Source organism: Sphingobacterium chungjuense (genome assembly GCF_011316935.1).
GTDB lineage: Bacteria > Bacteroidota > Bacteroidia > Sphingobacteriales > Sphingobacteriaceae > Sphingobacterium > Sphingobacterium chungjuense.
Genome location: NZ_WLYS01000001.1, coordinates 184,231 through 210,135, shown reverse-complemented (window position 1 = coordinate 210,135; position 25,905 = coordinate 184,231). Strand labels below are relative to the sequence as shown.

The 25,905-nt window shown below is 42.9% G+C and carries 27 protein-coding genes and 1 other RNA gene; 9 read left to right on the top strand and 19 right to left on the bottom strand.

What is annotated here, in order from left to right; all coding sequences use genetic code 11:
• The first annotated feature begins 49 nt into the window (after positions 1–49).
• The 4 genes from GKO22_RS00925 to GKO22_RS00910 all read left to right on the top strand — a co-directional run bounded on the left by GKO22_RS00925 (position 50) and on the right by GKO22_RS00910 (position 4,393).
• Complete coding sequence (locus GKO22_RS00925) at positions 50–235, top strand: hypothetical protein (RefSeq protein WP_116776158.1); 186 nt, start codon at positions 50–52, stop codon at positions 233–235.
• Positions 236–313: 78 nt separating this feature from the next.
• A complete protein-coding gene (locus tag GKO22_RS00920) occupies positions 314–961 on the top strand; it encodes a peptidylprolyl isomerase (RefSeq protein ID WP_166332264.1) in 648 nt (215 codons plus the stop codon).
• A 2-nt stretch (positions 962–963) separates the two neighbouring features.
• Positions 964–2,010, top strand: a complete 1,047-nt coding sequence (locus GKO22_RS00915; protein WP_166332263.1) for a DUF2157 domain-containing protein — start codon at positions 964–966, stop codon at positions 2,008–2,010.
• A gap of 91 nt (positions 2,011–2,101) precedes the next feature.
• Positions 2,102–4,393, top strand: a complete 2,292-nt coding sequence (locus GKO22_RS00910) for a family 20 glycosylhydrolase (protein ID WP_166332262.1) — start codon at positions 2,102–2,104, stop codon at positions 4,391–4,393.
• 75 nt (positions 4,394–4,468) lie between these two features.
• Here the strand turns inward: GKO22_RS00910 and GKO22_RS00905 are convergent, their stop codons facing one another.
• The 12 genes from GKO22_RS00905 to nth all read right to left on the bottom strand — a co-directional run bounded on the left by GKO22_RS00905 (position 4,469) and on the right by nth (position 14,896).
• On the bottom strand, positions 4,469–6,055 hold the full coding sequence (locus tag GKO22_RS00905; protein WP_166332261.1) for a M28 family peptidase: 1,587 nt from the start codon (positions 6,053–6,055) through the stop codon (positions 4,469–4,471).
• A 49-nt stretch (positions 6,056–6,104) separates the two neighbouring features.
• Positions 6,105–6,542, bottom strand: coding sequence for a ribose 5-phosphate isomerase B (rpiB, locus tag GKO22_RS00900; RefSeq protein WP_166332260.1), 438 nt, complete (start codon positions 6,540–6,542; stop codon positions 6,105–6,107).
• Positions 6,543–6,554: 12 nt separating this feature from the next.
• Positions 6,555–7,430 carry a twin-arginine translocase subunit TatC gene (gene tatC / locus GKO22_RS00895; RefSeq protein ID WP_166332259.1) on the bottom strand — a complete coding sequence of 292 codons (876 nt, stop codon included), beginning with the start codon at positions 7,428–7,430 and terminating at the stop codon, positions 6,555–6,557.
• 87 nt (positions 7,431–7,517) lie between these two features.
• A complete protein-coding gene (gene accC, locus GKO22_RS00890) occupies positions 7,518–8,879 on the bottom strand; it encodes an acetyl-CoA carboxylase biotin carboxylase subunit (RefSeq protein ID WP_166332258.1) in 1,362 nt (453 codons plus the stop codon).
• Positions 8,880–8,938: 59 nt separating this feature from the next.
• The gene (gene accB / locus GKO22_RS00885) at positions 8,939–9,430 is read right to left on the bottom strand and encodes an acetyl-CoA carboxylase biotin carboxyl carrier protein (protein WP_166332257.1); all 492 of its coding nucleotides are present in this window, start codon (positions 9,428–9,430) and stop codon (positions 8,939–8,941) included.
• 46 nt (positions 9,431–9,476) lie between these two features.
• Positions 9,477–10,475, bottom strand: a complete 999-nt coding sequence (locus GKO22_RS00880) for a beta-ketoacyl-ACP synthase III (RefSeq protein WP_166332256.1) — start codon at positions 10,473–10,475, stop codon at positions 9,477–9,479.
• A 6-nt stretch (positions 10,476–10,481) separates the two neighbouring features.
• On the bottom strand, positions 10,482–11,420 hold the full coding sequence (gene plsX, locus GKO22_RS00875; RefSeq protein ID WP_166332255.1) for a phosphate acyltransferase PlsX: 939 nt from the start codon (positions 11,418–11,420) through the stop codon (positions 10,482–10,484).
• 97 nt (positions 11,421–11,517) lie between these two features.
• The gene (rpmF, locus tag GKO22_RS00870; RefSeq protein ID WP_066755120.1) at positions 11,518–11,709 is read right to left on the bottom strand and encodes a 50S ribosomal protein L32; all 192 of its coding nucleotides are present in this window, start codon (positions 11,707–11,709) and stop codon (positions 11,518–11,520) included.
• Positions 11,710–11,724: 15 nt separating this feature from the next.
• The gene (locus GKO22_RS00865) at positions 11,725–12,261 is read right to left on the bottom strand and encodes a YceD family protein (RefSeq protein ID WP_166332254.1); all 537 of its coding nucleotides are present in this window, start codon (positions 12,259–12,261) and stop codon (positions 11,725–11,727) included.
• Positions 12,262–12,327: 66 nt separating this feature from the next.
• Positions 12,328–12,990 carry an epoxyqueuosine reductase QueH gene (locus tag GKO22_RS00860; protein ID WP_166332253.1) on the bottom strand — a complete coding sequence of 221 codons (663 nt, stop codon included), beginning with the start codon at positions 12,988–12,990 and terminating at the stop codon, positions 12,328–12,330.
• Positions 12,991–13,120: 130 nt separating this feature from the next.
• Positions 13,121–14,152, bottom strand: a complete 1,032-nt coding sequence (gene recA, locus GKO22_RS00855; protein ID WP_066755124.1) for a recombinase RecA — start codon at positions 14,150–14,152, stop codon at positions 13,121–13,123.
• Positions 14,153–14,233: 81 nt separating this feature from the next.
• Complete coding sequence (gene nth, locus GKO22_RS00850) at positions 14,234–14,896, bottom strand: endonuclease III (RefSeq protein ID WP_166332252.1); 663 nt, start codon at positions 14,894–14,896, stop codon at positions 14,234–14,236.
• 65 nt (positions 14,897–14,961) lie between these two features.
• Between nth and mutS the strand changes: the two genes are divergently transcribed.
• Positions 14,962–17,571, top strand: coding sequence for a DNA mismatch repair protein MutS (mutS, locus tag GKO22_RS00845; RefSeq protein ID WP_166332251.1), 2,610 nt, complete (start codon positions 14,962–14,964; stop codon positions 17,569–17,571).
• Positions 17,572–17,656: 85 nt separating this feature from the next.
• Here mutS and GKO22_RS00840 read toward each other — a convergent pair whose 3' ends face one another.
• Positions 17,657–18,793, bottom strand: a complete 1,137-nt coding sequence (locus tag GKO22_RS00840; protein ID WP_166332250.1) for a hypothetical protein — start codon at positions 18,791–18,793, stop codon at positions 17,657–17,659.
• Positions 18,794–18,902: 109 nt separating this feature from the next.
• Between GKO22_RS00840 and GKO22_RS00835 the strand changes: the two genes are divergently transcribed.
• Entirely contained in the window at positions 18,903–19,610 is a 708-nt protein-coding gene (locus GKO22_RS00835) for a tRNA1(Val) (adenine(37)-N6)-methyltransferase (RefSeq protein ID WP_206367769.1), read from the top strand.
• Positions 19,611–19,667: 57 nt separating this feature from the next.
• Positions 19,668–20,159 (top strand): metallophosphoesterase family protein, encoded by a 492-nt coding sequence (locus tag GKO22_RS00830; RefSeq protein ID WP_166332248.1) that lies wholly within the window; start codon positions 19,668–19,670, stop codon positions 20,157–20,159.
• A 12-nt stretch (positions 20,160–20,171) separates the two neighbouring features.
• Here the strand turns inward: GKO22_RS00830 and GKO22_RS00825 are convergent, their stop codons facing one another.
• The 4 genes from GKO22_RS00825 to dprA all read right to left on the bottom strand — a co-directional run bounded on the left by GKO22_RS00825 (position 20,172) and on the right by dprA (position 22,932).
• Complete coding sequence (locus GKO22_RS00825; RefSeq protein WP_116776141.1) at positions 20,172–20,507, bottom strand: MerR family transcriptional regulator; 336 nt, start codon at positions 20,505–20,507, stop codon at positions 20,172–20,174.
• A 130-nt stretch (positions 20,508–20,637) separates the two neighbouring features.
• The gene (gene accD, locus GKO22_RS00820; RefSeq protein WP_166332247.1) at positions 20,638–21,480 is read right to left on the bottom strand and encodes an acetyl-CoA carboxylase, carboxyltransferase subunit beta; all 843 of its coding nucleotides are present in this window, start codon (positions 21,478–21,480) and stop codon (positions 20,638–20,640) included.
• Positions 21,481–21,628: 148 nt separating this feature from the next.
• An RNA gene (gene ffs, locus GKO22_RS00815) (signal recognition particle sRNA small type) lies at positions 21,629–21,726 on the bottom strand.
• Positions 21,727–21,828: 102 nt separating this feature from the next.
• Positions 21,829–22,932: a DNA-processing protein DprA gene (gene dprA, locus GKO22_RS00810; protein ID WP_166332246.1), complete on the bottom strand. Its 1,104-nt coding sequence runs from the start codon at positions 22,930–22,932 to the stop codon at positions 21,829–21,831.
• A 140-nt stretch (positions 22,933–23,072) separates the two neighbouring features.
• Between dprA and GKO22_RS00805 the strand changes: the two genes are divergently transcribed.
• A complete protein-coding gene (locus GKO22_RS00805) occupies positions 23,073–23,303 on the top strand; it encodes a hypothetical protein (protein ID WP_166332245.1) in 231 nt (76 codons plus the stop codon).
• Between the two features lie 47 nt (positions 23,304–23,350).
• Entirely contained in the window at positions 23,351–23,959 is a 609-nt protein-coding gene (locus GKO22_RS00800; protein ID WP_166332244.1) for a hypothetical protein, read from the top strand.
• A 27-nt stretch (positions 23,960–23,986) separates the two neighbouring features.
• On the opposite strand, the gene rsmG is transcribed toward GKO22_RS00800, so the two are convergent.
• A complete protein-coding gene (gene rsmG, locus GKO22_RS00795) occupies positions 23,987–24,622 on the bottom strand; it encodes a 16S rRNA (guanine(527)-N(7))-methyltransferase RsmG (RefSeq protein WP_166332243.1) in 636 nt (211 codons plus the stop codon).
• A 1-nt stretch (position 24,623) separates the two neighbouring features.
• A complete protein-coding gene (locus GKO22_RS00790) occupies positions 24,624–25,769 on the bottom strand; it encodes a glycosyltransferase (protein ID WP_166332242.1) in 1,146 nt (381 codons plus the stop codon).
• Between the last annotated feature and the right edge of the window lie 136 nt (positions 25,770–25,905).

Here is a 25,905-nt window from a genome sequence, read left to right as displayed (position 1 = left end):
TATAAATGTCTATCTTGCGTTTAGATAGTATATTTTAATTTAAACGCTTATGGTTAAAGTTTTTACAAAAGATGAATCATTAGCTTATCCCGTAGACCGGCAGCCGAAAAAGCTGACTGATGGTCAATTTGAATTGGGCTTGCAAGCAAGCATCAAAAAACTGACTAAAAGTCCAAGCGAAAAGACTATCGAAGCGATTCTGGACTATTCCAAATCCTTACGCAAGCAACAATGATCTAAAAGCCTCAGAAATTCGTTTCTGAGGCTTTTCTTTTATCTCTCGATCGTGCCAATTTTTTAGTAGATTGGTCGCATGCAAAAAATCATTTCGACTTTATTTATCAGCTTTTGTATTGCCTTTGGTGTCTTTGGACAAACCACGCATGTCATCTTCGATACGACTCTTGGAGAGGTGGAAGTTGAGCTATTCGATGATACGCCACAGCACCGTGACCTGTTTTTACAAGCGGTGAAAGACAGCGTGTACCATCAGGCCTTGTTTAATCGCGTGATTGCTGGTTTCGTGAATCAGGGTGGCGAACTGGATGAACCTATTCTACAAGAAGAAGCGGAAGGTCTGCGTGAGCGAGAGCGACTGCCTGCTGAAATTTTGCCACAGCACTATCACTACAAAGGAGCGTTGGGTGCTGGTCGAGATGATAACCCCGAGAAAGCATCGTATCTAGCACAAATCTATTTTGTAATAGGGAAGGTGATGACCAATGCCGAATTGGATGCGTTAGAAAAAGCGAAGTCTATTAAAATTCCAGCAAAGCATCGAGAAATATACACCAGCATCGGCGGTATACCACGATTGGATGGCGATTATACGATCTTCGGCAAAACCGTTCGAGGCTTGAATGTGATGGAGCAAATTAATCAGGTGAACACCGATTCGTCAGATGTTCCTTTGAAGCCTGTAGTATTTTCGGTACGCGTTTTGGGAGAAGCTAAGCACTAGCTATGAAAAAATTAGATGTAACGCGCCAAGATCACGATACAGTGAGTGAGGCGATCGATTTTTGGGAAACGCGTGGATATTTAGATCCGCAAAAAAGCGCTGAGTTGCGCGATTCGCTTGATGTGAAGAGCTTCGATTGGGGGCGATTAGCTCGTTATGCTTTCTGGGTAGCCTTAGGCTGCTTGGTTTTTGCGATTTTATCACTTTTTATCGACGAAGCTTTTGTACAATTTGTGCAAAGCTTATCTGATGCACCAGATGTGATCTATTTTGGTTTCTTTGCCGCTTTGGCTGTGATATTTTACGCGCTGGGTTTTCGCTACAAGCTACGGCATCCTACGAAAACGCTATCTATTGAAACCATGATGTTGGTGGGCGTATTTGCTACGGCTGCATCCATTGGCTTCCTAGGCAAAATATTGGGAAAAGATACCAGTCATTATTCCTTATTCTTTCTATTATCAGTAGTCATTTATGGCGCGCTGGCCGTACGATTCAAGTCACAACTCATTTGGATCTTTATGCTCATCAGTTTGGGGATTTGGTTTGGCACAGAAACCGCGCACCACAGTAATTGGGGTTTCCAATTTTGGGGAATGAATTATCCATTGCGGTTCACGTTGTTTGGCCTAGTGATTACACTGATTGCGATATTTGTCGTACCACGCATTAAAGCTTTGTTGGAGTTTAGAAAGACCAGTTACGTAGTTGGTTTATTATACCTAATGATATCCTTGTGGGCATTGTCCATTTTTGGAAATTATAGCGATTGGGATCGCTGGGCATCCATTCGTCAATACGAAATGTTTTACTGGGGTCTGATCTCTACCGCCGTTGCGCTGGGGTTGGTTTTATACGGCTTGCGCTTCAAAGATAATACGACACGAGAAATTGGTTTTGTATTCTTTATCATCAATATCTATACCCGATACGTGGAATATCTGTGGGATAATATGAATCGCACACTTTTCTTTTTATTCTTAGCAGTTTCGTTTTGGTTAGTAGGGCGATGGGCAGAGAAAATTTGGAACAAGCGTAACCTAGATTAGGGATTCTTTGAGTGCCCATATGGATTTCGAAGAGCCCAAATAAACAAAATTGTTTATCTTTCCGGTTCAGCTAAATTCCATGTATCTAAATATGATTAAAACGTCTTTATTTCTAAGCTATTTCCTTTTAGCTGTGCTGCAATTCGGCCATGCACAGTCTGTCAAAAAGGGACAAAATTTGCCATTAATACCTTACCCGCAGTCGGTCGTGACGCAGGCAGGTACTTGGTCGCCGAAAACAGAATTACTGCAATTCTACAGCGATGATCTTTCTTTTTTTGAGCAAGAAGTTAATGTGCTGACGCAGCAGGTATTTGCCGGTAAGACCCTACAACTCGCGCGTAATGCAGGTTCTGCGAATATCGTATTGTTGAAGGATGCTAATATCAAACCAGAAAATTACCAATTAGAAATCAATGCACAGGGCGTGCATTTAAGTGCCGGCACACCTTCCGGAATGTTCTATGGTTTACAATCACTAAACCAACTACTCATCGCTGGTAAATCAAAACAAGCGCTTGCATTACCTTTTATGAAGATCGAAGATGGGCCAAGTTTTGGTTGGCGCGGTGCGCATTTGGACGTGGCCAGACATTTCTTTTCCAAAGAATACATATTCCGCTTCATCGATTTGTTGGCAATGTATAAGTTCAACAAATTCCACTTTCACCTCACCGACGATCAAGGCTGGCGCCTTGAGATTAAGCAATATCCTAAGCTCGCTGAAATGGGCGGCTGGAGAACGTATAACAACCATGATACGGCATTATTAGAAAGGGCGAAAACTAATCCTGATTTTGACTTGCCGAAAGAACATTTGCGCGAGCGCAATGGCGTGGTGGAGTATGGCGGCTACTACACACAAGAAGATATGCGCGAGATCTTGCAGTATGCAGCAGCTAAGCATATTGAAGTCATTCCAGAGATTGATATGCCAGGGCATATGTATATGGCAACAAAGGCCTACCCGGAGTTGCTATTAGATGCGGGCGAAGCGAGCTGGGGCAAAAATTTCTCTACGCCAATCTGTCCATGCAAAGAAGAAGCCTATACTTTCGTAGAGAATGTCCTTTCGGAAGTGATGGAATTATTCCCAAGCAAATACATTCACATTGGCGCCGATGAGGTAGAGAAGGATAGCTGGGAGAAATCGCCATTATGCCAAGCATGGATGAAGGAGTTAAACATTACCGATTTAGATAAGCTGCAAAGTTATTTTGTGAACCGTGTCAATACGTTTATCACTCAAAATAGTAAACAAGCCATTGGCTGGGATGAAGTATTGGATGGAGGCGTGGATAAGTCCATGACCGTGATGTACTGGCGTGGCTGGGAGAAAGATGCACCACACAAAGCTGCTTCACGTGGGCATGAAGTCATCATGACGCCGACCAATCCTTTGTATTTCGATTTTCTGCCAAATAGCAGTTCGCTAAATAGTGTGTATCATTTTCGCCCGATTCCGTCGGATCTGCCAGCGCAAGATCGTGCACGTATTATGGGAGCACAGGCAAATACGTGGACAGAAATGATCCCCTCAGTAGCACGGCTAGAGTTTATGATTTTGCCGAGATTAACTGCCTTAGCCGAGCGTGTGTGGACGAATAAAGAATTGTTTGCTTCGTATCAAGAACGTATTGTGGATCATTACCAAGCATGGCAACAGTTAGGATATAGTTTCCGTATGCCCGATTTGCAGGGCTTTGCCGATAAGCAAGTCATTGTAGATGGCAAAGCGGTATTGAAAGTGCATAATCCATTGACATGGGCTCAGGTATATTATACCACAGACGGCAGTTTGCCATTGCCAACTAGTCCTGTATTTAAAGATGAATTAGTCGTGCGCGAACCTAGTCAAATCCGTTTTGCTTCCATCACGGAAAGTGGTGCAAAGAGTGAATTGTACCAAGTTGATTTTGTAAAAGATATCTGGAAGAAACCTGTCAAAGCATCGGTAAAAGGTCGTAAAAACGGTTTACATACGAAGTTTTATGATGGCAAATTCCCGAAAGTGGCGACTATAAAAGGAACAGTCGTGCGTGAGGAAGTATTGAACAATGTTCATATTGCCGATACGGTGAATATGCCAGCCTTTGCAGCACAGCTTCGTGGCTTCATGCGTGCACCAAAAGATGGTATTTACAGTTTCTATTTTACCTGTGATGATGGCGGTGTGTTGCGTATCGCAGAGCAAATGGTTGTCGACAATGATGGCAATCATTCCCCAGTGATGAAGAGTGGGCAGATCGCGCTGAAAAAAGGTTTACACGACTTCGCTATCGACTTTATCGAAGCAGGTGGCGGTTTTACGTTAGAACTCCACTACAGCGTAGATGGGGGAGAAGTACAAGCAATTCCCGATGATTGGTTCTACCAACCATAAGCTCGAAAACCTGTAAAATACAAAAGCCCTTGAAGTGATTCAAGGGCTTTTGTATTTTATGAATTTTCTATTGAATTAGCGTGTGCCGCCATCTTCTGGAATGTCGACTACTAATCTATTGTCGCGATTCGCAATGTCCCATATGGTATGGAAGATCAAGTGCTCGCGTTTCACCATCATCGGGAAGTCGATCTTATCTACCGTATCTTCTGGTGTGTGATAGTGCGGGTGTAAGCCCGAGAAGAAGAACAACGATGGAATACCTTTCTTCGCAAAGTTGTAGTGATCGGAGCGGTAATACAGGCGCATCGGATCTTTCGGATCATTGTACATACCGTCTAGTTCCAGACCCGTATATTCTTCGTTTGCTTTCTCTACCAGTGGATTCAATTCCGAGCTCAGTTTGTTCGTCCCGATTACATGCACATAGTTATGGTTGCCTTCCAAGTGCTTGTCGTCGATCCGTCCGATCATATCGATGTTGATACAAGTTACGGTGTTTTCCAGCGGGAAAATCGGATTTTCTACATAGAAATTAGATCCTAGCAAACCTTTTTCTTCAGCGGCATAAGCGATGAACAAGATGCTACGACGTGGACCATTTCCGTCTTTTTTTGCTGCCGCAAAAGCGCGAGCCATGTCAATTACCGCCACTGTACCCGTTCCGTTATCATCTGCACCTGGAAAAATCGTTCCGTCTGGCAAGATTCCATCGTGATCCCAGTGGCCACCAATTACCACGATCTCGTCTTTCAGGTCAGATCCTTCTAACAAGCCCAAGACGTTTGGATCGTCCAAATCTTCTTGGCTGTTACCCATTTCTGCGCTCAATTTTGCTTTGATCACAAATGAATTAGGTTTTTTGGTGTCCGATATTTTCTTTTTTACCTGATCTAGATTCGTTTTTTTAGATCCCAAAATGCTGTTGATCATAGCCTCGGTCGCAATCACCATGGGTACACCATTATTTACCTCCGTGTTCTCGGATTTCTTTAAACTAACACGGCCAGTAGTTAATCTTCCGCTGATGCGGGACATATTTTGCGCTATTTGTGAAGAGGTCGCAATAATGAGCTTTGGATTTTTCTTCATCAACTCCTGCAGGCGCTTGAGGCGACTGCGTGTCCAGTCAGATTCTTTGTCTGTACCCGTGATCAATGAGTTTCCAGCCGCATCTTTTGGTTCGCCTTCGTTCACAAATACGATCACCTTACCCGAAACATCCAAGCCGCTGAGATCATTGTATTTCTCATCTTCAATGCCGTAGCCAATGAATATCAATTCATCTGTGCTGTAGTTTTGCAACGTGTTTTCGCCTTGTACGTAAAAGTCCTTACCGTAGGTGTACGACTTGCCGCCAATGCTAAAGTTCTTTACGGCGTACACTGATTTCACCAGACTCACTGGTTGAAAGTAGGAGCCATTGACCGGTTTTTTCAAGCCAAAGGACTCGAATTGCTGTGCTACGTATTCTGCTGCTTTTCGGCCACCAGCTTGGCCCGTTCCTCGGCCTTCAAATGCTGGGGAAGCTAGTATGGTTAAGTGTTTTTTAGCCAGTTCTTCGTTGATCTCGCCAGCGTATTTCTTTTGTGCGGCATCTTGCGCAAATGTGCAGCTCCAAACCGCTGGTACGATAAATAATAAGGAAAGGTACTTTTTCATGTATGTGTTTCAGTTCGTGTGGTTAGTTACTCGTTATACATGTTTGTTTTTACATGCAGGCGATTTTGTTGACACGGTTAGCGTGTCTGCCGCCTTCAAAATCTGTCGTCAGAAAAGCTTGAACGATCTTCTTCGCCAATTCGATGTCAATAAAGCGGGCAGGTATACAAATCACGTTGGCATTGTTGTGCTGGCGCGCCAGTACCGCAATTTCTTCTAGCCAAGCGATCGCCGCGCGAATGCCTTGATGCTTATTGGCGGTAATCGCAACACCGTTGGCGCTGCCGCAAATCAAAATCCCTAATTCATTCTCTGCTTGCTCCACACTGCTCGATACGGGGTGGGCAAAGTCTGGGTAATCAACCGAATCGCCAGTAGAAGGGCCGAAATCGGCTACCGTGTAACCAGATTCCTCCAACATAGTGATCAATAGTTGCTTATATTCAAATCCTGCGTGATCGCTGCCGATGGCTATTTTTTTAGACATATATCTTTAAAATTACTTGGTTTTATAAAACTCTTTTTCACGTTGCAATTTACTACGCTTTACGCTGGCCGATACGGAGATGCTTAGTTCATACAAAATAAACATAGGCGCACTCACGGTAAGCAAGGTAATGACATCCGCCGTAGGCGTAATGATAGCCGCAATAATGAGAATGATCACGATCGCATAACGTCTGCTGGCGCGCATGAATTCTGGTGTCATGATGCCCAACTTGGATAGGATAAAGATCAAGATCGGTAGTAAAAAGATCACACCACAACCTAAGGACAACGTAGCAATGGTAGACAGGTAAGAGTCGATCGTAATCTGGTTGGTAATCTCCTCACTCAACGACACGTTGGCTAGGAAGTTGACTGATAGCGGTACAACGATGTAATAGCCAAATAAAGCTCCTATGATAAATAAAATGGTAGCATAGAATACAAAACCTTGTGCGCCTTTGCGCTCTACGTCGGTCAGAGCAGGTTTTACAAACAGCCACACCTCAAATAATAGGTAGGGGAAGCCGAGTGCGACGGCCATCAGCAAGCAGGAGTTAATCTGCAACATAAACTGCCCTGCTAACTCCGTGTTGATAATATTAAACGGGATGCGTTCTACACAAAAACCATCTAAGCTGAGTAAGTCGCCGACTTTGCACATCATGCGATAAGTCCAAAAATCTAGATTCTTGGGTCCCATAATGATGTCGTTGAATACAAAATCGTAGAACGTAAACGCTAGAATGGCAAATACAGCAATGGCAATGACAGAGCGAATCAGATGCCATCTCAGGACTTCTATATGTTCAAAAAAAGACATCTCTGCCTCAATGCTCTTTCCCTTATCTTTTAATGCCTGTAGAAGTTTTAAGTTTTTATTTGACATGTAGTTATGTTATTCAAAGACTAGTATAAACAAAAATACCATTCTTCGGTCGAAGAATGGTATTTTTTTTTGATTGTAACGTAGTCTTTAAGATTGCGATTCGTCTGCGTATTCTGTCAGATCGAATGTTTCCATAAACTTCGTGGTGAAGTTACCCGCACGGAAGTTAGGATCACGCATCAAACGAAGGTGTAATGGGATTGTAGTTTTGATACCTTCGATCACAAATTCACTCAACGCACGTTCCATTGTATTCAACGCTTCTTCACGAGTCTGTGCTGTACAGATCAGTTTGGCGATCATCGAATCATAGTTCGGTGGAATAGTATAACCTGCATATACGTGCGTGTCTACACGAACACCGTGTCCACCTGGAGAATGGAAATTGGTAATCTTACCAGGCGATGGACGGAAGTTGTTGAATGGATCTTCCGCATTGATTCGGCATTCGATCGCATGCATGTGTGGCTCATAGTTTTTTCCTGAAATTGGAATACCCGCAGCCACTTTAATTTGTTCTTTGATCAAGTCAAAGCTGATGACTTCTTCTGTTACTGGATGCTCCACCTGAATTCGGGTGTTCATCTCCATAAAGTAGAAGTTACGGTGCTTATCAACCAAAAATTCGATCGTACCAGCTCCTTCGTATTTCACCGCCATCGCACCTTTGATCGCTGCTTCGCCCATTTTGGCGCGCAAATCTGGTGTGATAAAAGGAGAAGGTGCTTCTTCTACTAATTTTTGGTGTCTACGTTGGATAGAACAGTCACGCTCAGAAAGGTGACATACTTTACCATATTGATCTCCGATCACTTGGATTTCAATGTGACGTGGTTCTTCCACATATTTCTCTAGGTACATACCATCGTTACCGAATGCAGCAGCAGATTCCTGACGGGCAGAATCCCAGTTAGGTTCGAATTCCTCATCTTTCCAGATGATGCGCATTCCGCGACCACCACCACCGGCAGTTGCTTTGATAATGACTGGATAACCAATTTCGTTGGCCAACTGAATACCTGTTTTTACATCAGGTAATAATCCTGCCGAACCAGGTACTGTAGGTACACCAGCGGCTTTCATGGTTGCTTTAGCGGATGCTTTGTCGCCCATTTTTTCGATCTGATCGGCCGTAGCACCAATGAATTTGATACCGTATTCTGCACAGATGGCAGAAAACTTCGCGTTTTCAGATAAGAAACCGTAGCCCGGATGAATGGCATCGGCGTTGGTCAATTCCGCAGCCGAGATAATGTTAGGGATATTTAAATAGGAATCCTTACTGGCCGGCGGGCCGATACATACCGCTTCGTCCGCAAATCGTACATGTAAACTATCTCTATCGGCAGTCGAATATACTGCCACACTTTGAATGCCCATCTCACGACATGTGCGGATAATGCGAAGTGCTATTTCGCCCCGGTTGGCAATCAGTATTTTTTTAAACATAAATTCTTGATAAAGTAAACAATGGAACAGCTTGTTCTCTCTTCTTTCCGAAGAAAAAATTAGCTAGGATCTACCAAGAATAATGGTTGATCATATTCTACTGGTTGAGCATCCTCCACCAAAACTTTCACGATCTTACCTGAAACTTCGGATTCGATTTCGTTGAATAATTTCATAGCTTCCACGATGCAAAGTACTTTACCTGATGTAATCTCATCACCTACATTAGCAAATGTTGGTTTGCCAGGTCCTGCTGAACGGTAGAATGTACCGATCATAGGAGACTTTACGGTGATATATTTTGAGCTATCATCTGCTGCAGCAGGTTTTGCCGCTGCTTGCGGAGCTACATTAACTGATTCAGCAACTGGTGCTACACTTGGCGCAGCAGCTGGTGCTACTGCCTGAGGTATAGTAGCAGTTACATAAGTAGGTTCTTGATTCGTTTTGATCGTAATCTTAAAGTCCTTCTCTTCAATAGATACTTCGTTTACTCCAGACTTGGAAACGAACTTTATCAAATCTTGTACTTGTTTGATATCCATGCTCATAGTCTATTCTATTTTATAGTCTTGTTTGTAGTAGTTATATACGATATTATTTAGGATCGTACGCCCATTTCAAATAGGTAGCGCCCCAGGTGAATCCACCACCGAAAGCTGCCATAATAATATTGTCCCCTTTTTTTAGTTTACTTTCCCATTCCCATAGACACATCGGGATAGTAGCGCTGGTCGTATTTCCAAACTTTTGGATATTGACCATCACTTTTTCTTCTGGTAATCCTGCACGCTCTGCCGTAGCATCAATGATGCGCTTGTTGGCTTGGTGTGGTGCTAACCAACTGATATCTTCGGAATGAAGTGCATTCTTTTCCATGATCTCAGCCACTACATCTGCCATATTCGTTACAGCAAATTTAAATACACTACGACCTTCTTGGTGTGCGAAATGCATTTTAGCATCTACCGTGGCATGAGAAGCTGGATGTAAAGAACCACCTGCTTTTAGATTCAAAAATTCAGCACCTGCACCGTCTGTTTTAAGAATAGAATCTTGCAAACCATATCCCTCAGTATCGGGCTCTAATAGTACGCAACCACAGCCATCTCCAAATAGGATACAGGTATTGCGATCTTCGTAGTTCACGATAGACGACATTTTGTCGGCACCGACCACTAAAACTTTTGAGTGCTTTCCAGACTCGATGAACTGAGAAGCCGTCGTTAGTCCGAACAAGAAACCCGAACAAGCCGCTTGCAAATCATATCCCCAAGCATTGGTCGCGCCAATTTTGTTTGCTACAATATTTGCGGTAGCCGGAAACATCATATCAGGCGTGCTGGTACACACGATAATAAGCTCAATATCTTTTGCGGTGATACCGCGTTTTTTAAGTAAACCTTCGATGGCTGGTGCCGCCAAGTCAGAAGTCGCTTTGCCCTCACCTTTAAGGATGCGTCTTTCCTTGATGCCGGTACGGCTTACAATCCATTCATCATTAGTGTCTACCATGGTCTCCAATTCCCGGTTCGTCAACACATAATCGGGAACGTATCCATTTACAGCTGTTATTGCAGCACGGATTTTTGACATGTTCTATTATTTAATTGCAGACTTGATTCGCTCGATGAATTTCGAGGAGATCATATCTCGTGATTGTAAAACCATATTTTTGATCGCCGTAGGCGTGGAGATACCATGCCCAATAACAACAGGTGCGTTGACACCCAATACCGGGCTACCACCAAATTGCTCGTAGTTGAAGCGATCAAAGAACTCATCTTTAAAACCTTTTTTCAACGTAACTACGTAGAAGGACTCTGCTAACTTCAAAATAACATTGCCGGTATACCCATCGCACACGAAGACATCGGCGTGATCAGAGAATAAATCTCTGCCTTCGGCGTTGCCAATAAAGTTAATTTTTTCGTTGGCTTTGAGTAATGGGTAAGTGCTAATGGTTAGTAAGTTTCCTTTCTCTGCTTCTTCACCAATATTGATCAGACCTACTCTTGGCTTTTCAATACGCAATACGTGTTCTGCGTAGCAGCTACCAAGGATAGCAAAGTGATTCAACATTTCTGGTTTACAATCCGCATTGGCTCCTACATCGAGCATAACCGCTGTACCGCCTTTCAATTGGGGCACATTAGTGGCTATTGCGGGGCGCAAAATGCCCGGAATAGTTTTGACGCTAAACATGGAACCAACCAGCATAGCACCTGTATTTCCAGCAGAAGCGAAAGAGTCAATCTTTCCGTCTTTTAGAAATTCAAATCCTTTGGATATAGAAGAGTTAGGTTTTTGGGTGATCGCTTTTGTGGGATGTTCGTGCATACCAATTTCTTCGGGAGCATGAACGTAGTCAAAAGCGGAAACATCGCCGCCGGCGTTCGAGATTAGTTCTCGGGTTTTTTCTTCATCTCCAAATAGCACCAATCGTTGGTCATTTTGGAGGTTTTGCTGAGCTTCAATAGCTCCTTGTATCGTAGAGTTAGGGGCGTAATCTCCTCCTAGTACGTCTAAACCAATCTTCATTCGTTATTATTTAATGAGTCAATAATACGAAAAAACATCCCAATGTACAGGGAATAAATCGAATTAATCACTGTCAATGGGATGTTTCGGAAGTTCCTTAGATTGCCGCTGTATTCTCGATAATCAATTTGCCGTTGTAGAACAAGTTCCCATCAACGGTGTATGCGCGGTGTGGCAAATGCACTGCACCAGTTTCTTGACATACTGTCAAACTTGGTTTATCCGCTTTATAGTGCGTTCTTCTTTTGTCTCTTCTTGACTTAGACATTTTACGTTTTGGATGTGCCATCTCGTATGTGTATTTTTAGTTATTTTTAATATTCTTTAATGCTTCCCAGCGAGGATCCACCTGATCCTCTTTTAATTCATTCTTAACCGTTTCTTCGTCTGCTAACTGTTGTAGCATCTCTGGATCACAATCGATATTCTCGCCTTGTTCACTACATTTCGGATAGTGTGGTACGCATACATTGATGTATTCGTAAAGCAAGTTAGAAATGTCTAACTCGTAATCATTGTGTGATAATACAATGATCTCGTCCGATTCTTGATCCCACTCATCGTGTGTGAACTTGACAATCACGCGCTCCTTCGTGCGCAGTGGAGCTTGGAAATCTTGCAGGCATACATCGCAGGTAAGTGTGATGTGGCCATTGATATCAAAGTTCGTGATCAGCATATTCTCCTGCTTCTGTAATTGTACTTGAGCAATGAGTTTACCCTTTTTTACCAGGGAGTGATCAAAACATGCAAAGAACGCGTCATCGACGTCAAATTCGAAATTGTGCTTACCAGCCGAAAGGCCTGAAAATGGTATTTTATATTTTTTTAAATACTTCACAATCCAGTATTTGAGCCTGCAAAGATAATAGTAAAAACTATAGATTGCAACTCTTTTTTAAAACCTTTATTGTTCTTCGTCTCCGTAATATTTCTCGCCGAGCTTGATTTTTTCTCGTCCATTCTCCATGCGCCACTTATTGGTGTCGCGAAGCGAGTAGGCGCAACCGCAGTATTCCTGCATATAGAAGCGTTCACGCTTGCTAATATCCAGCATACGTGCTCCGCCACCTTTTTTGCGCCAGTTGAATGTCCAATAGTCCATATCCTCGTGCCGAGATGCAGCCCGCACACCACAATCGTTGATCTGATCCATGTTCTTCCAGCGCGATATGCCCAATGAGCTGGAGATTACATCGAAGCCATTTGCAGCAGCGTATTCCGCGGTTTTTTCAAAGCGCATATCAAAGCACATGGTGCAGCGAATACCTTTTTCGGGTTCGTGTTCCATGCCTTTGGCCAACTCAAACCAATGATCTACATCATAATCTGCATCGACGAATGGAATATTGTGCTTTTCCGCAAAGCGAATGTTTTCCTCTTTGCGCAAATCATATTCACTCCGTGGATGAATGTTTGGATTGTAGAAGTATATGGTAAAATCAATGTCTGATGAGATAAGTGCTTCCATCACTTCTCCTGAGCACGGTGCGCAGCAGGAGTGCAATAGCAGCTTCTTGCCTTCATTAGGTAGGTTGATTTTTTCCCGAACGAACGGTTTATTTTCCATAGCTCCAAAGTTACCTACTTCAACGCACATTCAAAAATTATCGTGCTGAATTGCCCGAAAGACAAACAGCCTGTAACTTCTTAGTGGTTACAGGCTGTTATCATATAATAATGATCGTGGAGTCAGCAGATTATTCTGCGTCTCCCTCTTTCAATGCGCTTTGATCTAAATCTACTCCAGTTACTTCTGCGCGAATCTTTGCTTCCAATTCGTCCATCAGATCTGGATTGTCTATCAAAAGATTTCTAACAGCATCGCGACCTTGACCCAATTTGGTATCGCCATAGCTAAACCAAGAGCCAGATTTCTTCACAATACCATATTCTACACCAAGGTCAATGATCTCACCAGATTTGGAAATACCTTCACCAAACATAATGTCGAATTCAGCAATACGGAATGGAGGAGCCACTTTGTTTTTCACGATCTTCACTTTTACGTGGTTACCAGCTACCTCATCGCCATCTTTGATCTGCGAAGTACGACGAATATCCAAACGTACGGAAGCGTAGAACTTCAAGGCGTTACCACCTGTTGTGGTTTCTGGATTACCGAACATCACGCCAATTTTCTCGCGCAACTGGTTGATGAAAATACAACAACAGTTGGTTTTTGCAATCGTACCTGTCAATTTACGCAATGCTTGTGACATCAAACGTGCTTGCAATCCCATTTTGGAATCCCCCATTTCGCCTTCGATCTCGCCTTTTGGTACCAATGCCGCTACCGAGTCAATAACGATTACGTCAATCGCGCCGGAGCGAATCAAGTTATCGGCAATTTCCAAAGCTTGTTCCCCATTGTCTGGCTGCGAGATCAATAGATTTTCAATGTCTACGCCTAGCTTTTGTGCATAATATTTATCAAATGCGTGCTCCGCATCAATGAAAGCCGCAATTCCACCTTTTTTCTGTGCTTCTGCTACGATATGAGTGGCTAAGGTAGTTTTACCAGAAGATTCCGGACCATAGATTTCGATCACACGACCTTTTGGTACACCGCCAATGCCCAACGCAATATCCAGCCCCAAAGATCCTGTGGAAATAGATTCGATTGGCTCTACCGCAGAATCGCCCAATTTCATGATGGTTCCTTTGCCGTAAGATTTTTCTAGTTTATCTAAGGTGAGCTGTAGTGCTTTTAATTTATCTGAATTACTCATTTTCGTAGTTTTGATAGGTCAAATATACACACAAAACTGATGTGTGCAAATAAAATGCTAAAATAATTAGTTTTGTATTTTTCAAACATTGCCTGCTGTTTGTTTGCTAAAGTTTTTGCTGAAATACTGGCAAAAATAGGTGATGGGGCAGATTTCGCATTTAGGCCTGCGTGCTAAACAGATATAGCGACCATGCAAGATCAGCCAATGATGGGCAACTTTAATCGTTTCTTCGGGCAAATGTTTGACCAGTTGCTTTTCTACCGCCAACGGTGTAGTCGCTCTTTGTGTCAATCCTAATCTATTCGCTACGCGGAATACATGCGTATCGACTGCCATCGCTGGATTGTCGTACACCACAGAAGAAATGACATTTGCCGTTTTGCGACCAACGCCTGGAAGCTTCACCAAATCTTCCATTTTTTCGGGAACGATGCCATCAAACTCGGCCAGTAGCTTTTGCGCCATGCCGACCAAATGTTTGGCTTTGTTGTTCGGGTAACTCACCGAACGGATGTAAGAAAACACTTCATCTACGGAGCTGGCTGCCAGGGATTCCGGCTCTGGATAACGCGCAAACAAAGCTGGCGTAACCTGATTGATCCGCTTGTCGGTACACTGGGCAGACAAGATGACGGCTACCAACAGTTCGTACGGATTGGAGTAATGCAACTCCGTTTCTGCATCGGGATTATGCGTGGAGAAATAGTCAACGAAGGCTTTATATCGATCTTTTTTCAGCATAGACAAAGATAATTAATAATATCCTTATTACTTTTACTCGGCTTAAAACCGAAAACTGATTACCATTGGCAAAGAAAGAAAAGAAGCAGACTCCCTTAATGCAGCAGTATAATACGATCAAGGTCAAGTACCCCGGTGCCTTGCTGTTGTTTCGTGTGGGAGATTTTTATGAGACATTTGGAGAGGATGCGATTAAAGCAGCCGGAATACTAGGCATTGTGCTGACCAAACGTGGGAATGGCACAGAGTCGGAAACGGCGTTAGCCGGTTTTCCACATCATTCGCTTGAAACCTATTTGCCAAAACTGGTGCGTGCTGGTCAACGCGTAGCCATTTGCGATCAGCTGGAAGATCCGAAGCAAACTAAAACCATTGTAAAACGTGGTGTAACCGAATTGGTAACACCCGGTGTGTCGTACAGCGATAACATCGTGCAGCAGAAAGCCAACAATTACTTAGCGTCGGTATTTGCAGATAAAAACACGTATGGAATTGCTTTCTTAGATATTTCTACGGGCGAGTTTTCGGTGGCGCAAGGGAGTGCTTCTTACATAGATAAGTTGTTGCAAAGTTTTAAGCCGACGGAAGTGATTCTTCCCAAGAAACAGTTCAATGATTTTGTCGCTCAGTTTGGTACGACCTATTATACGTACACGCTAGACGAGTGGCCCTATACGGGCGATTATGCTTCGGAAGCTTTATTGAAGCATTTTGAAGTCAATTCCCTCAAGGGATTTGGTGTTGAAAGACTCACATCGGGCATCACGGCAGCAGGCGTGGCCTTGCATTACCTCAACGAAACGGAGCATCGCAACCTACAGCATATCTCGCATATTGCGCGCATCGAAGAAGATCGCTACATGTGGCTGGATCGCTTTACCATTCGTAATTTGGAGTTGATTGGCTCGGCCAATGATAATGCGATAACGCTATCGGATGTGCTGGATCATACGGCATCGCCGATGGGAGCACGCTTGCTCAAGCGTTGGATTATCATGCCACTCAAAGATCAAAAGTCTATTCAAGAACGTTTGGATGTAGTGGATCATTTTGATCAGAATCGGGAACTTCGCGATGAGCTGGTCAAAGAGATTAAGCAAGTAGGAGATCTGGAAAGATTGATTTCCAAAATAGGATTACAGAAAGCCAATCCACGCGAGGTGATCCAACTGAAAAGAGCGCTGTACGCGGTGGAGAAGCTGAAAGAGCGGACGGATTTGCCAGATTCCAATTCGTTGCGTATCATTTCTGAGCAACTTAACAACTGCCTGATCATTCGTGACAAGATCGATCGCGAAGTGCAACAAGAGCCACCGGTCTTATTACAAAAGGGCAATGTAATCGCCGATGGCGTCGATGAGGAATTAGACAAACTTCGTAAGATCGCCTTTGGCGGTAAAGGTTACTTGTTGGAAATTCAACGCCGCGAAGCGGAAGCGACCGGCATTCCTTCCTTAAAGATTGCATTTAATAATGTGTTTGGCTATTATTTGGAAGTAACAAATACACATAGAGATAAAGTACCAGAAGGTTGGATTCGTAAGCAAACGCTGGTCAATGCAGAGCGTTATATCACCGAGGAACTCAAAACCTATGAGGAGCAAATTTTAGGAGCAGAGGAAAAGATTCAAGCCATCGAAAATCGGATTTACCAAGCGCTTTTAGCAGATATTGCGGAGTATATTAAACCCATTCAGCTCAATGCGCAATTAATTGCTAAGTTGGATGTATTGCTGAATTTCGCAGTCGTAGCAGAGAAGAATTTCTATGTAAAACCACAGGTGAATGAGGGAAAATCTTTAGATATCAAAGGTGGTCGGCATCCGGTGATTGAAAAGAACCTGCCCGTCGGGGAAGATTATATTACCAATGACACTTTTCTGGATCAGGAATCCCAGCAGATCATCATTATTACCGGGCCAAATATGGCCGGTAAATCGGCATTATTGCGTCAAACTGGATTGATCGTATTGATGGCGCAAATTGGATCTTTTGTGCCAGCAAAAGAGGCACATATTGGTTTGGTCGACAAAATATTTACCCGCGTGGGCGCTTCGGATAATCTTTCTTCTGGCGAATCGACGTTTATGGTCGAGATGAATGAGACGGCCAGTATTATGAATAACCTTTCAGATCGTAGTTTAATCCTGTTAGACGAGATCGGTAGAGGAACGAGTACGTACGATGGAATTTCGATTGCTTGGGCTATCGCCGAATACTTACATCATCACCCAACTGCCAGAGCCAAAACACTATTTGCCACCCATTATCATGAGCTTAACGAGCTGAGCACGTCCATGCCGCGCATCAAAAACTTTAATGTATCGGTAAAGGAGTTGAATAATAAGATTATATTCCTCCGAAAGCTGGTGCCAGGCGGATCAGAGCATAGCTTCGGTATTCATGTGGCGAAGTTAGCCGGAATGCCGAGCAAGCTTTTGACGCGCGCAAATGACATTTTGCGCCGACTGGAACAAGAGCGTACCGGCGGTGAAGATATCAAAGACAGCATGCGCAAAATTCAAAAGCAAGCGTATCAGTTGCAGATGTTTGCTATCGATGATCCGATCCTAGAAAAGATTCGCGATATGCTGAATAACTTAGACGTGAATACACTGACTCCCGTAGAGGCATTGATGAAATTGGATGAGATTCAACGTGTGCTAAAGCATTAGGTTCGCCACAATCTCGTACAGAATAAAATAAGCGGGCTACCTCAGGTAGTCCGCTTATTTTGCTTTAAAATAGGATGGCTTTTTTTTAAAACTTAAAGAAAAGCTCGAAACTAACGTAGTCAGATGCGATTGGGGTAATCAATCGGCTATCAATGCTGTAAGGCGAGTAATGATATTGAATTTGTGCACCAACAAAGCTGGTACGACCGACATGCTGCATCGCAGAAACGCCTGTCGACAGGTTAAAGGTTTGTGGTCTGGTCACATATACCGGATAGCCATCGCCATACCGCATATTGAGAGATCTATTGTACGACATTTCGTACGCCAATCCTGCTTTTCCGATCATGAGGAACTTGCCTGCATCCAAAAACTTATACCCTGCCGAACCACCAAACATATACGTGGTTAATGGCTCTAACAGATCAGATTGATTGCTATTTGGTTCTGTTTGATATTCGAAAACTCTGGAATTTCTGGCTGGACGATATTTAAAGAAACCATCGAAAACCCAATCATTGGCCAATGGGCTAATGAAAGAGAATCCATAAATCGCCAAATCGTTGTATACCGGATTAACGGCATTCAACGGGCGGTATAGACCAACACTCGCCGCAAATCCCCAACCCATTTTGTATAATTCTACCTCTTGTAGTTGTTCCATACGGGTAACAGGTTTTTCCTTTTGCATGCGAATTAAATATGTGCTAATGTGATCGGAGAAAAGGTAAGCGATCGCTTCTTCCATTTCCGTGAGACTGTAAAAATCTGATCCAATAAGCGCCGCCGCTTTAACTTGTGTTAAAGAGTCGACCGTATGTCGTAAAGGAACGAAGTGATAAGCTGCTTTGTCTTTGTTGTAGATGTTTTGATAATTGTTTTCAGAAGCATTATCCCAGCGAATCATCAATTCATTATCCTTTCCTTGCTGGATATAACTCTGAATGGCTGGTTTGGTAGGTTGCTTTCTGATAAGCTGACCAATAATACGAAGTCTTTGTGTCACTTCATTAGGCCCGCAACTGCTTTCGATGGTTTGTAGCACTTGTTCCATTGCGGCGAAATCGTTTTTGTTTAGTAGCTCCACGATTTTTGGAAGAGCAGCTTCAGTTACGCGTTCGCAAGATGGGTCTTGTGCGGCGGTTTGTTGTCCTGAAGCAGGCAAAGCCAGCGCTAAAAGATAAAAACAGAAAACGCTGTAAAGCGTATATAGTCGGTGCATATAATTTGATATTGTTTGATGTTGGAATACTTTAGACCTATAAACTTCGAAAAAGTTTAAGCAAATATACAAATGTCTACACTGAGAGTAAAAATGTATTTTTGCAGTGATGAGTGTTTTTCGTTTCAAGCGCTTTGCGATAGATCAGACGGGATGTGCTATGCGCATTAATACCGACGGCGTGCTGCTAGGCGCTCTAGCCATTGGTGAGGATGCACAAACGGTTTTAGATATCGGGACAGGTACTAGTGTTATTGCCTTGATGCTGGCACAACGATTTCCTAACGCGAATATTACTGGCTTGGAGATTGATGCATCTTCTGCGGCCGCGGCCGCAAATAATGCTTTGCAATCGCCATTTTCTAATCGATTGCTGGTATCGCATAGTGCCTTTCAGGATTTCCAACCGCCACATCCGATAGATTTGATTGTGAGTAATCCGCCTTTTTACGTAAATACGCTGCATAATCCTGATGCGCGTAAAAAGCAAGCGCGGCATACCGATATGACTTTCTTTGATGATCTGCTCAGCTACGCAGAGGTGCACCTCTCCACAAGAGGAGCGATGGAGTTGATTCTTCCGCCTGAATTAGCAGATGCAGTGATTGCGAAGGCGTCTGACCATGATTTAGTGTTGCAGCGAGATATGACGATTTCTTCGTTTGCGGATTCGCTGCCTATCCGTCGTATTATTCGTCTGATTCGAAATAGGAATGAGGTGCAAACGGAGTATTCTAATTTTGTAATTTACGAATCTAAAGGCGTCTACAGCGCTGCTTACAGAACCTTGCTGAAAGATTTTTTTCTCGCTTTTTGATCGAGAAAATTACCGCTTGGCTTGTTATCTTGCCAAGGGCAGACTACCTTTATCTTTATGAAAATTGGTTTGCTTTCAGATACACATAGTTTTTTAGATGATGCGGTTTTTCATCACTTTGATGCTTGTGATGAAGTGTGGCATGCGGGTGATTTTGGTAATGGGGAAGTAGCGGAGAAGTTGGCTGCCTTTAAACCATTGCGCGGCGTGTATGGTAATATTGATGGACAAGATATTCGCGCAACGTATCCTGAACATCTGCGCTTCACCTGCGAGGAAATGGATGTGTGGATGACGCACATTGGCGGTTATCCGGGCAGGTATGCACCAGCCGTAAAAGCAGATATACAGCGAAATCCTCCCAAATTATTTATCAGCGGGCATTCTCATATTCTGAAAGTACAGTATGATCCCCGGTTGCAATTATTGCATCTTAATCCCGGCGCAGCCGGCAAGCAAGGCTGGCATAAGGTGCGCACGTTGATGCGGTTCGACATCGTCGGTGATCGGGCAGAGAATATGGAAGTGATTGAGTTAAATGGCCGCTAGCTAAGAGCGAATTTACAAGCTGTCGCGTACTTCGAGTAAAAAGTGCTTTAATTTTTCGAGTGATTCCACCACACGTTGGTTTTCTTTGGCTTCATTTTTATTCTGCCTCAAAAATTCCCGAGCACCTTGCAGCGTATAGCCCTTGTCTTTTACCAGATTGAAGATGATTTTCAAATTGGAAATATCTTCTTGCGTGAATAGCCGATTGCCTTTCTTATTCTTTTTGGGTTGAATAATGTCAAACTCCCGCTCATAAAAACGAATTTGGGAAGCGTTGACATCAAACATGCTAGTCACTTCACCCATGGTGTAATACAATTTGTTTATTTCGCGCTCTTTGTATGGCATTGCCGGTGTTTCTATTAATAACAAACTTACTGAAAGTTGTCTATATATTCAAGTGGCAGAATGGCGTGTAGATATTACATAACAAAGGGCACTCCGTGAAGTGCCCTTTGTTATGTAATAGACATTATACCTAGTTTACATGACGTAGAAAAGTAGCTAATTTAGATTTCAGCTGTCTACGATCCACAATGAAATCCAAAAATCCGTGTTCTAATACAAACTCAGAAGTTTGGAATCCTTTCGGTAAATCTTTTTTGATGGTCTCTTTAATGACGCGCGGGCCAGCAAAGCCGATTAATGCGCCAGGTTCTGCAATATTAATGTCGCCCAACATGGCGTAAGAAGCAGTTACCCCACCTGTGGTAGGATCTGTCAATAAGCAGATATAGGGTAATTTAGCTTTGCTTAGTAAAGCCAATTTGGCTGACGTTTTTGCCATCTGCATCAGCGAGAAAGCCGCTTCCATCATACGTGCTCCACCAGATTTTGAGATCAACATAAAAGGGAGCTTGTGCTCCAAACAATAGTCGATCGATCTTGCGATCTTTTCACCCACAACAGACCCCATCGATCCACCAATAAAGTTGAAATCCATACACGCAATGACGATGTCTTGTCCTTCGACCTTTCCATGTCCGCAACGAATCGCATCTTTCAAGCCTGTTTTGGCTTGGCTTTCTAGCAATCTTTCTTTGTATGGTTTGCTGTCTACAAAACCCAGTGGGTCGCCTGCTTGCATATTAGCAAATAACTCTTGGAAATCGTTGTTATCAAAAAGTACAGAGAAATAAGCAGCAGAACCGATCCGAATATGATAATCACAGTAGTGACAAACATAGCTGTTTTCGACCTGCTCGACATTCAAAAGCGCTTTTTTGCAGTTCGGGCATTTGTTCCACATGCCATCTGGCGCTTCTTTTTTATTTTCGGTAGCAGTGACGATTCCCGCCGTATTTCTTTTAAACCAACTCATAGCAATTTTTTAAACGAACTACAAAGAAACGAAAAATATTGCTTACCACATGAAGCATAAGCCAAAAAGTGCGATTTGCGAAGTGATAAGAAAATGTCTGAAAACGGAAGCGTCACTAGAACCTGACGCTACAAAAAAGGAAATAAAAAATGGGTAAGCTACCTTTATCGCACCGCTCAACCATTTACCCTTGCTTTGTTCCCAACCTGGGGGAGTCAACAGGAGCTGGTCGTAAAGGACTTACCCACGGCAAAAGTAGGAAAAAAATGATAGCAATGAAATTAAAATTGCGCTTTGTCGCTAGCGCCTTGATTTACAGTCAGAAAATTGTTTGTGGTTTTTTGTGCTTTAGCTGATCATGCTTCGATAGATCTTTCCGGGCAACGAAAGAATAACTTCATTCATCTCCATTTCGAGCAATACGATGGCTAATTTGCTCTGCGGCCAATCGAGGTGCATCGCGATTTCATCCACAGTAGCTTGCTCCATCTGTTGTAGATACAAGAATACTTTTTGCTCGTCTTTGCTGAGAGAAGGCGGGAGTAGCGATAGCTGCTGCGTAATTTGTTTTGGGGTTTCTTTTTCCCAATTCATCAAATATCGAAGATCTTCGGCGTGCCGAATTAGGTGCGCGCGATGTGTTTTTATAAGATAATTACATCCTTCTGAATAGGTTTTGTCCACGCTGCCCGGAAAAGCGCAAACATCGCGATTATAGCTGTTGGCCATTTCGGCAGTGATTAGTGCGCCCCCTTTAATCCCAGCTTCGATCACAATAGTGACGTCAGCTAAGCCCGCAATAAGGCGATTTCGCATCGGGAAATGCGCTCTTTCGGGTTTGGTCTGAGAAGGAAATTCTGTCAACAAACCACCATTTTCTATCATGCTGCTGGCTACTTCGCGATGTGCCGCAGGATAAATCCGATCCAGTCCGTGTCCAAGCAATCCGATAGTGGGCAAACCACAAGACACTGCCGCACGATGCGCTGTCACATCAATGCCATAGGCTAGACCACTGACAATGAGCGGCTGCAAATCTGCCAACTCTCTGATGAGATCTTCGCAAAGCCTTTTTCCATAGCTGGTTGCATTTCGAGTGCCTACGATGCTAATGATGTAGCGGTTGTTGAGATCCGCATTTCCTTTGTAATACAAAAGCGGCGGTGCGTCATCACAGGTTTGTAATCGATGCGGATAGGTGCTGTCTTCGATCCAGAGCGGTTGTATATCGTGGCGTTCGATGAAATCACATTCAAATTTCGCTTGCTGCATGAAATCTCGTTGCAAAATGGTTTTGGCCAATGCGGGTCCTATGCCAGCTACTGCCATCAACTCTTGCGCGGACGTGCTAAACACATCTTGTGCGCTTCCGAAATATTGTAGGAGATTTTTGGCCAAGCGAGGGCCAATGCCTGATATTAGTCCTAAGGCTATTTTGTGTATTAAGCTCATTTATTTTCTTTAAATGATAAATATAGTTTATTTATAGAAATATTGAAGTTTTAGATTGAATAGGTTGGTCATTTGAATTGTTTTATCTTTGATGATCCTATAAAAGAATGCATCGTTAATTAAATATAAATACCATGGAAATGAATACACCGGAACCTTTTGACATTGAAATTAATGGAGTGGATTACTCTGTTTTTCCAGATGAAAAGGATACTTATACTATTTTTAAGGATGGCAAAGAATATGTTCAAATCATTCGAGATACCGAAACCGCTTGGCTTAAGCTCCATCCTGAAACCGGTTTGCCCTTATTTGGAATGGATGAAGAAGTGTTGTTAATTGGGCGCGAAATTACCGCTCAGGAAGGGTAATACTTGAAAAAATTTCCAGCGGATCGAAGGCTTAAAAATATCTTGTTATGTTGCGCTCGTTATTCCTGCTGATTTTTCCCGCCGCATTGGGGCTAAATACAAATTCCCCAGCAATCAAAAATACACATCACTGGCAAGAAGTGACGGATACCATTGCGCCGCGTCGTGATACGATTGGTATTGAAGAGGTCATAATTAAGCGTGAAGTACTTACTCCTGAAGAGCAATTTAAACGCGATAGTAGTGAATATCGGATTATTTACCTGCACGGCGACAACAAAAATATGATTGAGGCTATCAATATTTTTCCTCCAGTCATTGTCATTAATATCAATAAAATCTACAATCACTTTTCGACTTCTGGTAAACGTGCTCGAAGTATGCAGAAAGTGTTGAAAGACAGATTCGAAAGCGATAAAGTTAATCAAACTTGGTATCCACTCACACAACAGCTTGCAAAATTAGACGGACAACAACTAGAAGATTTTAGACGCTATTACCAACCTAGCTATGATTGGTGGGTTGTTGCAGAAGAGTATGAGCAGCTTGACTACTTGTTTAAACGGTTGCGTAATTACGGAGATTCTGCTAGCTATATTCGCGAATATTTGGCTTTGCCTATAAAAGAAATGCCATCATTTTACGATAGAAAATGATGGCGTTTTATCTGAATAGCCTTATTGTTACATCGGAATATACAACACGTATTTCGTGTCGAAGAATTCCTCTTTGAAATAATCTGTTAGCGGAATCAAATCTGAAGTCACTTTTGCCTCTTTGATCTCTTCGCGCAAATCGCCACCCTTTAGGTATAGTATCCCATTAGGAATACCATTTTTATCTTGCGATTGTATCTTATTTCTAACCCAAGGAAGAAAATCCTTAAGGCGTGTAACCGCTCTAGACACGACAAAATCGTATTTATGATCCAACTGTTCTGCTCGGATATGATCCGCTTCTACGTTGGTCAAGCCTAAAGCTTCAGCCACTTCACGAACCACTTTTATTTTCTTTCCGATGGAATCCACCAAATGAAATTGAACTTCAGGAAATAAAATAGCTAAAGGAATGCCCGGAAAACCGCCTCCTGTGCCTACGTCTAAAATGCGTGTACCGGCTGCAAACTGACGTACATAAGCCCCAATACCTAAAGAATGTAGCACATGTTTCAGATAAAGTGAATCCATATCTTTTCTGGAGATCACATTGATCTGTTCATTCCAAAATGGATAGAGCTCCGCTAGTTGGGCGAATTGCTTTTTTTGTGTCTCACTTAATTGTGGGAAATAAGTGAAGAGAATGTCTACAGATGGATTCATATTATTTCCAAGAGGTTTGTTTTCTGTTTCTGTTAAATAAGCCATTCAGGCATATGAAAAAGTAAAAGAGTAGATCGAGTAAGGGCAACCACAGTAACAAATCGCGCACAGCCAGCTTCCGGAAAGCATAGCTATATATGCTATATTGCGCGATCAAGCGCAAGATATAAATCGCGACAGGAATGTACCACAGTGTAGGTAACAACGCAATGGAAACTCCCAACGAAATATAAAATAATATGGCAGATAGTAGCTGTACGGCCAACATCCATTGATGTCTTGATTTGTACATCACAGAAGCGCCAGCATGCCTCGCTTTTTGTTTGTAATACGTTTTCCAAGTGAGCTTGGGTACGGAGTACATATGCGCATCAGGCGCAATGGCAATGGCAGTATTATTTCGATTGCTGTTTTGATTCACAAAAAGATCGTCATCACCCGATTTGATATGCATATGCGCATTGAAGCCTTTTCCTTTGTAGAAAAGAGGTTTGGTGTAGGCCAAATTTCGACCCACGCCCATATAGGCATCCCCCTTTAGTGCGTATGACAGATAAGACATAGCGGTGTGCGTAGTTTCAAAACGGATTAGTTTATTGAGTAAACCACGGTGTTTGAAATAAGGAGAATAGCCCAATATAATTTCTTTGCCTTCGGCAAACGGTGCGACCATGGCTCGTAACCAATGCGGAGTAGCAGGTTCGCAGTCGGCATCAGTGAATACCAAATGTTCGTGTTTTGCTGCTTTGATTCCGATTGTTAAAGTGAATTTTTTGGTGTGCTTGAGGCGGATGTGCTCGCCAATATCCACCACTTTAAGATGCGTGTGCTTCGAAGCCATTTCCCGCAATAACCATTGCGTTTCGTCGTCCGAGCAATCATTCACCACGACGATCTCAAACGTGGGGTAATCTTGCTCGAGAATCAATGGTAAGAATTTTGTGAGGTTATCCTGTTCATTATAGGCGCTGATAATGACGGAGACCGGAGGAAAATGTTGATCATTCGACGATTCTACGATACGATGAGCCGCCAGCTTGCCGTATACAAACAAGATATAATATGCCTGAATACAAAAAAATATCCCAAGAGATAGATATGCAGCATAGGGCCAATAGGAATAGATCGCTTCGATTGAAAAAAACATAAGTTGCAAAGATAATGCTATTTATTGCCGGATGAGCGCTATATACAAGAAAAGTTTGTAGCATATGCGATGATCTAGGTAAACCAAGCTGCCGAAACCTTGTCTAAACTTAAAATTGCTATATTAGAAGGCTTAA

Excerpts from the sequence above, each read along its gene's own strand:
- accD (WP_166332247.1), bottom strand. The coding sequence starts at position 21,480 with ATGAGTTGGTTTAAAAGAAATACGGCGGGAATCGTCACTGCTACCGAA.
- GKO22_RS00825 (WP_116776141.1), bottom strand. The coding sequence starts at position 20,507 with ATGCCATACAAAGAGCGCGAAATAAACAAATTGTATTACACCATGGGT.
- rpiB (WP_166332260.1), bottom strand. The coding sequence starts at position 6,542 with ATGTCTAAAAAAATAGCCATCGGCAGCGATCACGCAGGATTTGAATAT.
- GKO22_RS00790 (WP_166332242.1), bottom strand. The coding sequence starts at position 25,769 with ATGTTTTTTTCAATCGAAGCGATCTATTCCTATTGGCCCTATGCTGCA.
- GKO22_RS00880 (WP_166332256.1), bottom strand. The coding sequence starts at position 10,475 with ATGTCAAAAATCCGTGCTGCAATAACAGCTGTAAATGGATACGTTCCC.
- GKO22_RS00915 (WP_166332263.1), top strand. The coding sequence starts at position 964 with ATGAAAAAATTAGATGTAACGCGCCAAGATCACGATACAGTGAGTGAG.
- dprA (WP_166332246.1), bottom strand. The coding sequence starts at position 22,932 with ATGAGCTTAATACACAAAATAGCCTTAGGACTAATATCAGGCATTGGC.
- plsX (WP_166332255.1), bottom strand. The coding sequence starts at position 11,420 with ATGAAGATTGGTTTAGACGTACTAGGAGGAGATTACGCCCCTAACTCT.
- GKO22_RS00805 (WP_166332245.1), top strand. The coding sequence starts at position 23,073 with ATGAATACACCGGAACCTTTTGACATTGAAATTAATGGAGTGGATTAC.
- accC (WP_166332258.1), bottom strand. The coding sequence starts at position 8,879 with ATGTTTAAAAAAATACTGATTGCCAACCGGGGCGAAATAGCACTTCGC.
- GKO22_RS00910 (WP_166332262.1), top strand. The coding sequence starts at position 2,102 with ATGATTAAAACGTCTTTATTTCTAAGCTATTTCCTTTTAGCTGTGCTG.
- nth (WP_166332252.1), bottom strand. The coding sequence starts at position 14,896 with ATGCTGAAAAAAGATCGATATAAAGCCTTCGTTGACTATTTCTCCACG.
- GKO22_RS00860 (WP_166332253.1), bottom strand. The coding sequence starts at position 12,990 with ATGGAAAATAAACCGTTCGTTCGGGAAAAAATCAACCTACCTAATGAA.
- GKO22_RS00830 (WP_166332248.1), top strand. The coding sequence starts at position 19,668 with ATGAAAATTGGTTTGCTTTCAGATACACATAGTTTTTTAGATGATGCG.
- rpmF (WP_066755120.1), bottom strand. The coding sequence starts at position 11,709 with ATGGCACATCCAAAACGTAAAATGTCTAAGTCAAGAAGAGACAAAAGA.
- tatC (WP_166332259.1), bottom strand. The coding sequence starts at position 7,430 with ATGTCAAATAAAAACTTAAAACTTCTACAGGCATTAAAAGATAAGGGA.
- GKO22_RS00800 (WP_166332244.1), top strand. The coding sequence starts at position 23,351 with ATGTTGCGCTCGTTATTCCTGCTGATTTTTCCCGCCGCATTGGGGCTA.
- recA (WP_066755124.1), bottom strand. The coding sequence starts at position 14,152 with ATGAGTAATTCAGATAAATTAAAAGCACTACAGCTCACCTTAGATAAA.
- GKO22_RS00920 (WP_166332264.1), top strand. The coding sequence starts at position 314 with ATGCAAAAAATCATTTCGACTTTATTTATCAGCTTTTGTATTGCCTTT.
- accB (WP_166332257.1), bottom strand. The coding sequence starts at position 9,430 with ATGAGCATGGATATCAAACAAGTACAAGATTTGATAAAGTTCGTTTCC.
- GKO22_RS00905 (WP_166332261.1), bottom strand. The coding sequence starts at position 6,055 with ATGAAAAAGTACCTTTCCTTATTATTTATCGTACCAGCGGTTTGGAGC.
- GKO22_RS00925 (WP_116776158.1), top strand. The coding sequence starts at position 50 with ATGGTTAAAGTTTTTACAAAAGATGAATCATTAGCTTATCCCGTAGAC.
- GKO22_RS00840 (WP_166332250.1), bottom strand. The coding sequence starts at position 18,793 with ATGCACCGACTATATACGCTTTACAGCGTTTTCTGTTTTTATCTTTTA.
- GKO22_RS00835 (WP_206367769.1), top strand. The coding sequence starts at position 18,903 with ATGAGTGTTTTTCGTTTCAAGCGCTTTGCGATAGATCAGACGGGATGT.
- rsmG (WP_166332243.1), bottom strand. The coding sequence starts at position 24,622 with ATGAATCCATCTGTAGACATTCTCTTCACTTATTTCCCACAATTAAGT.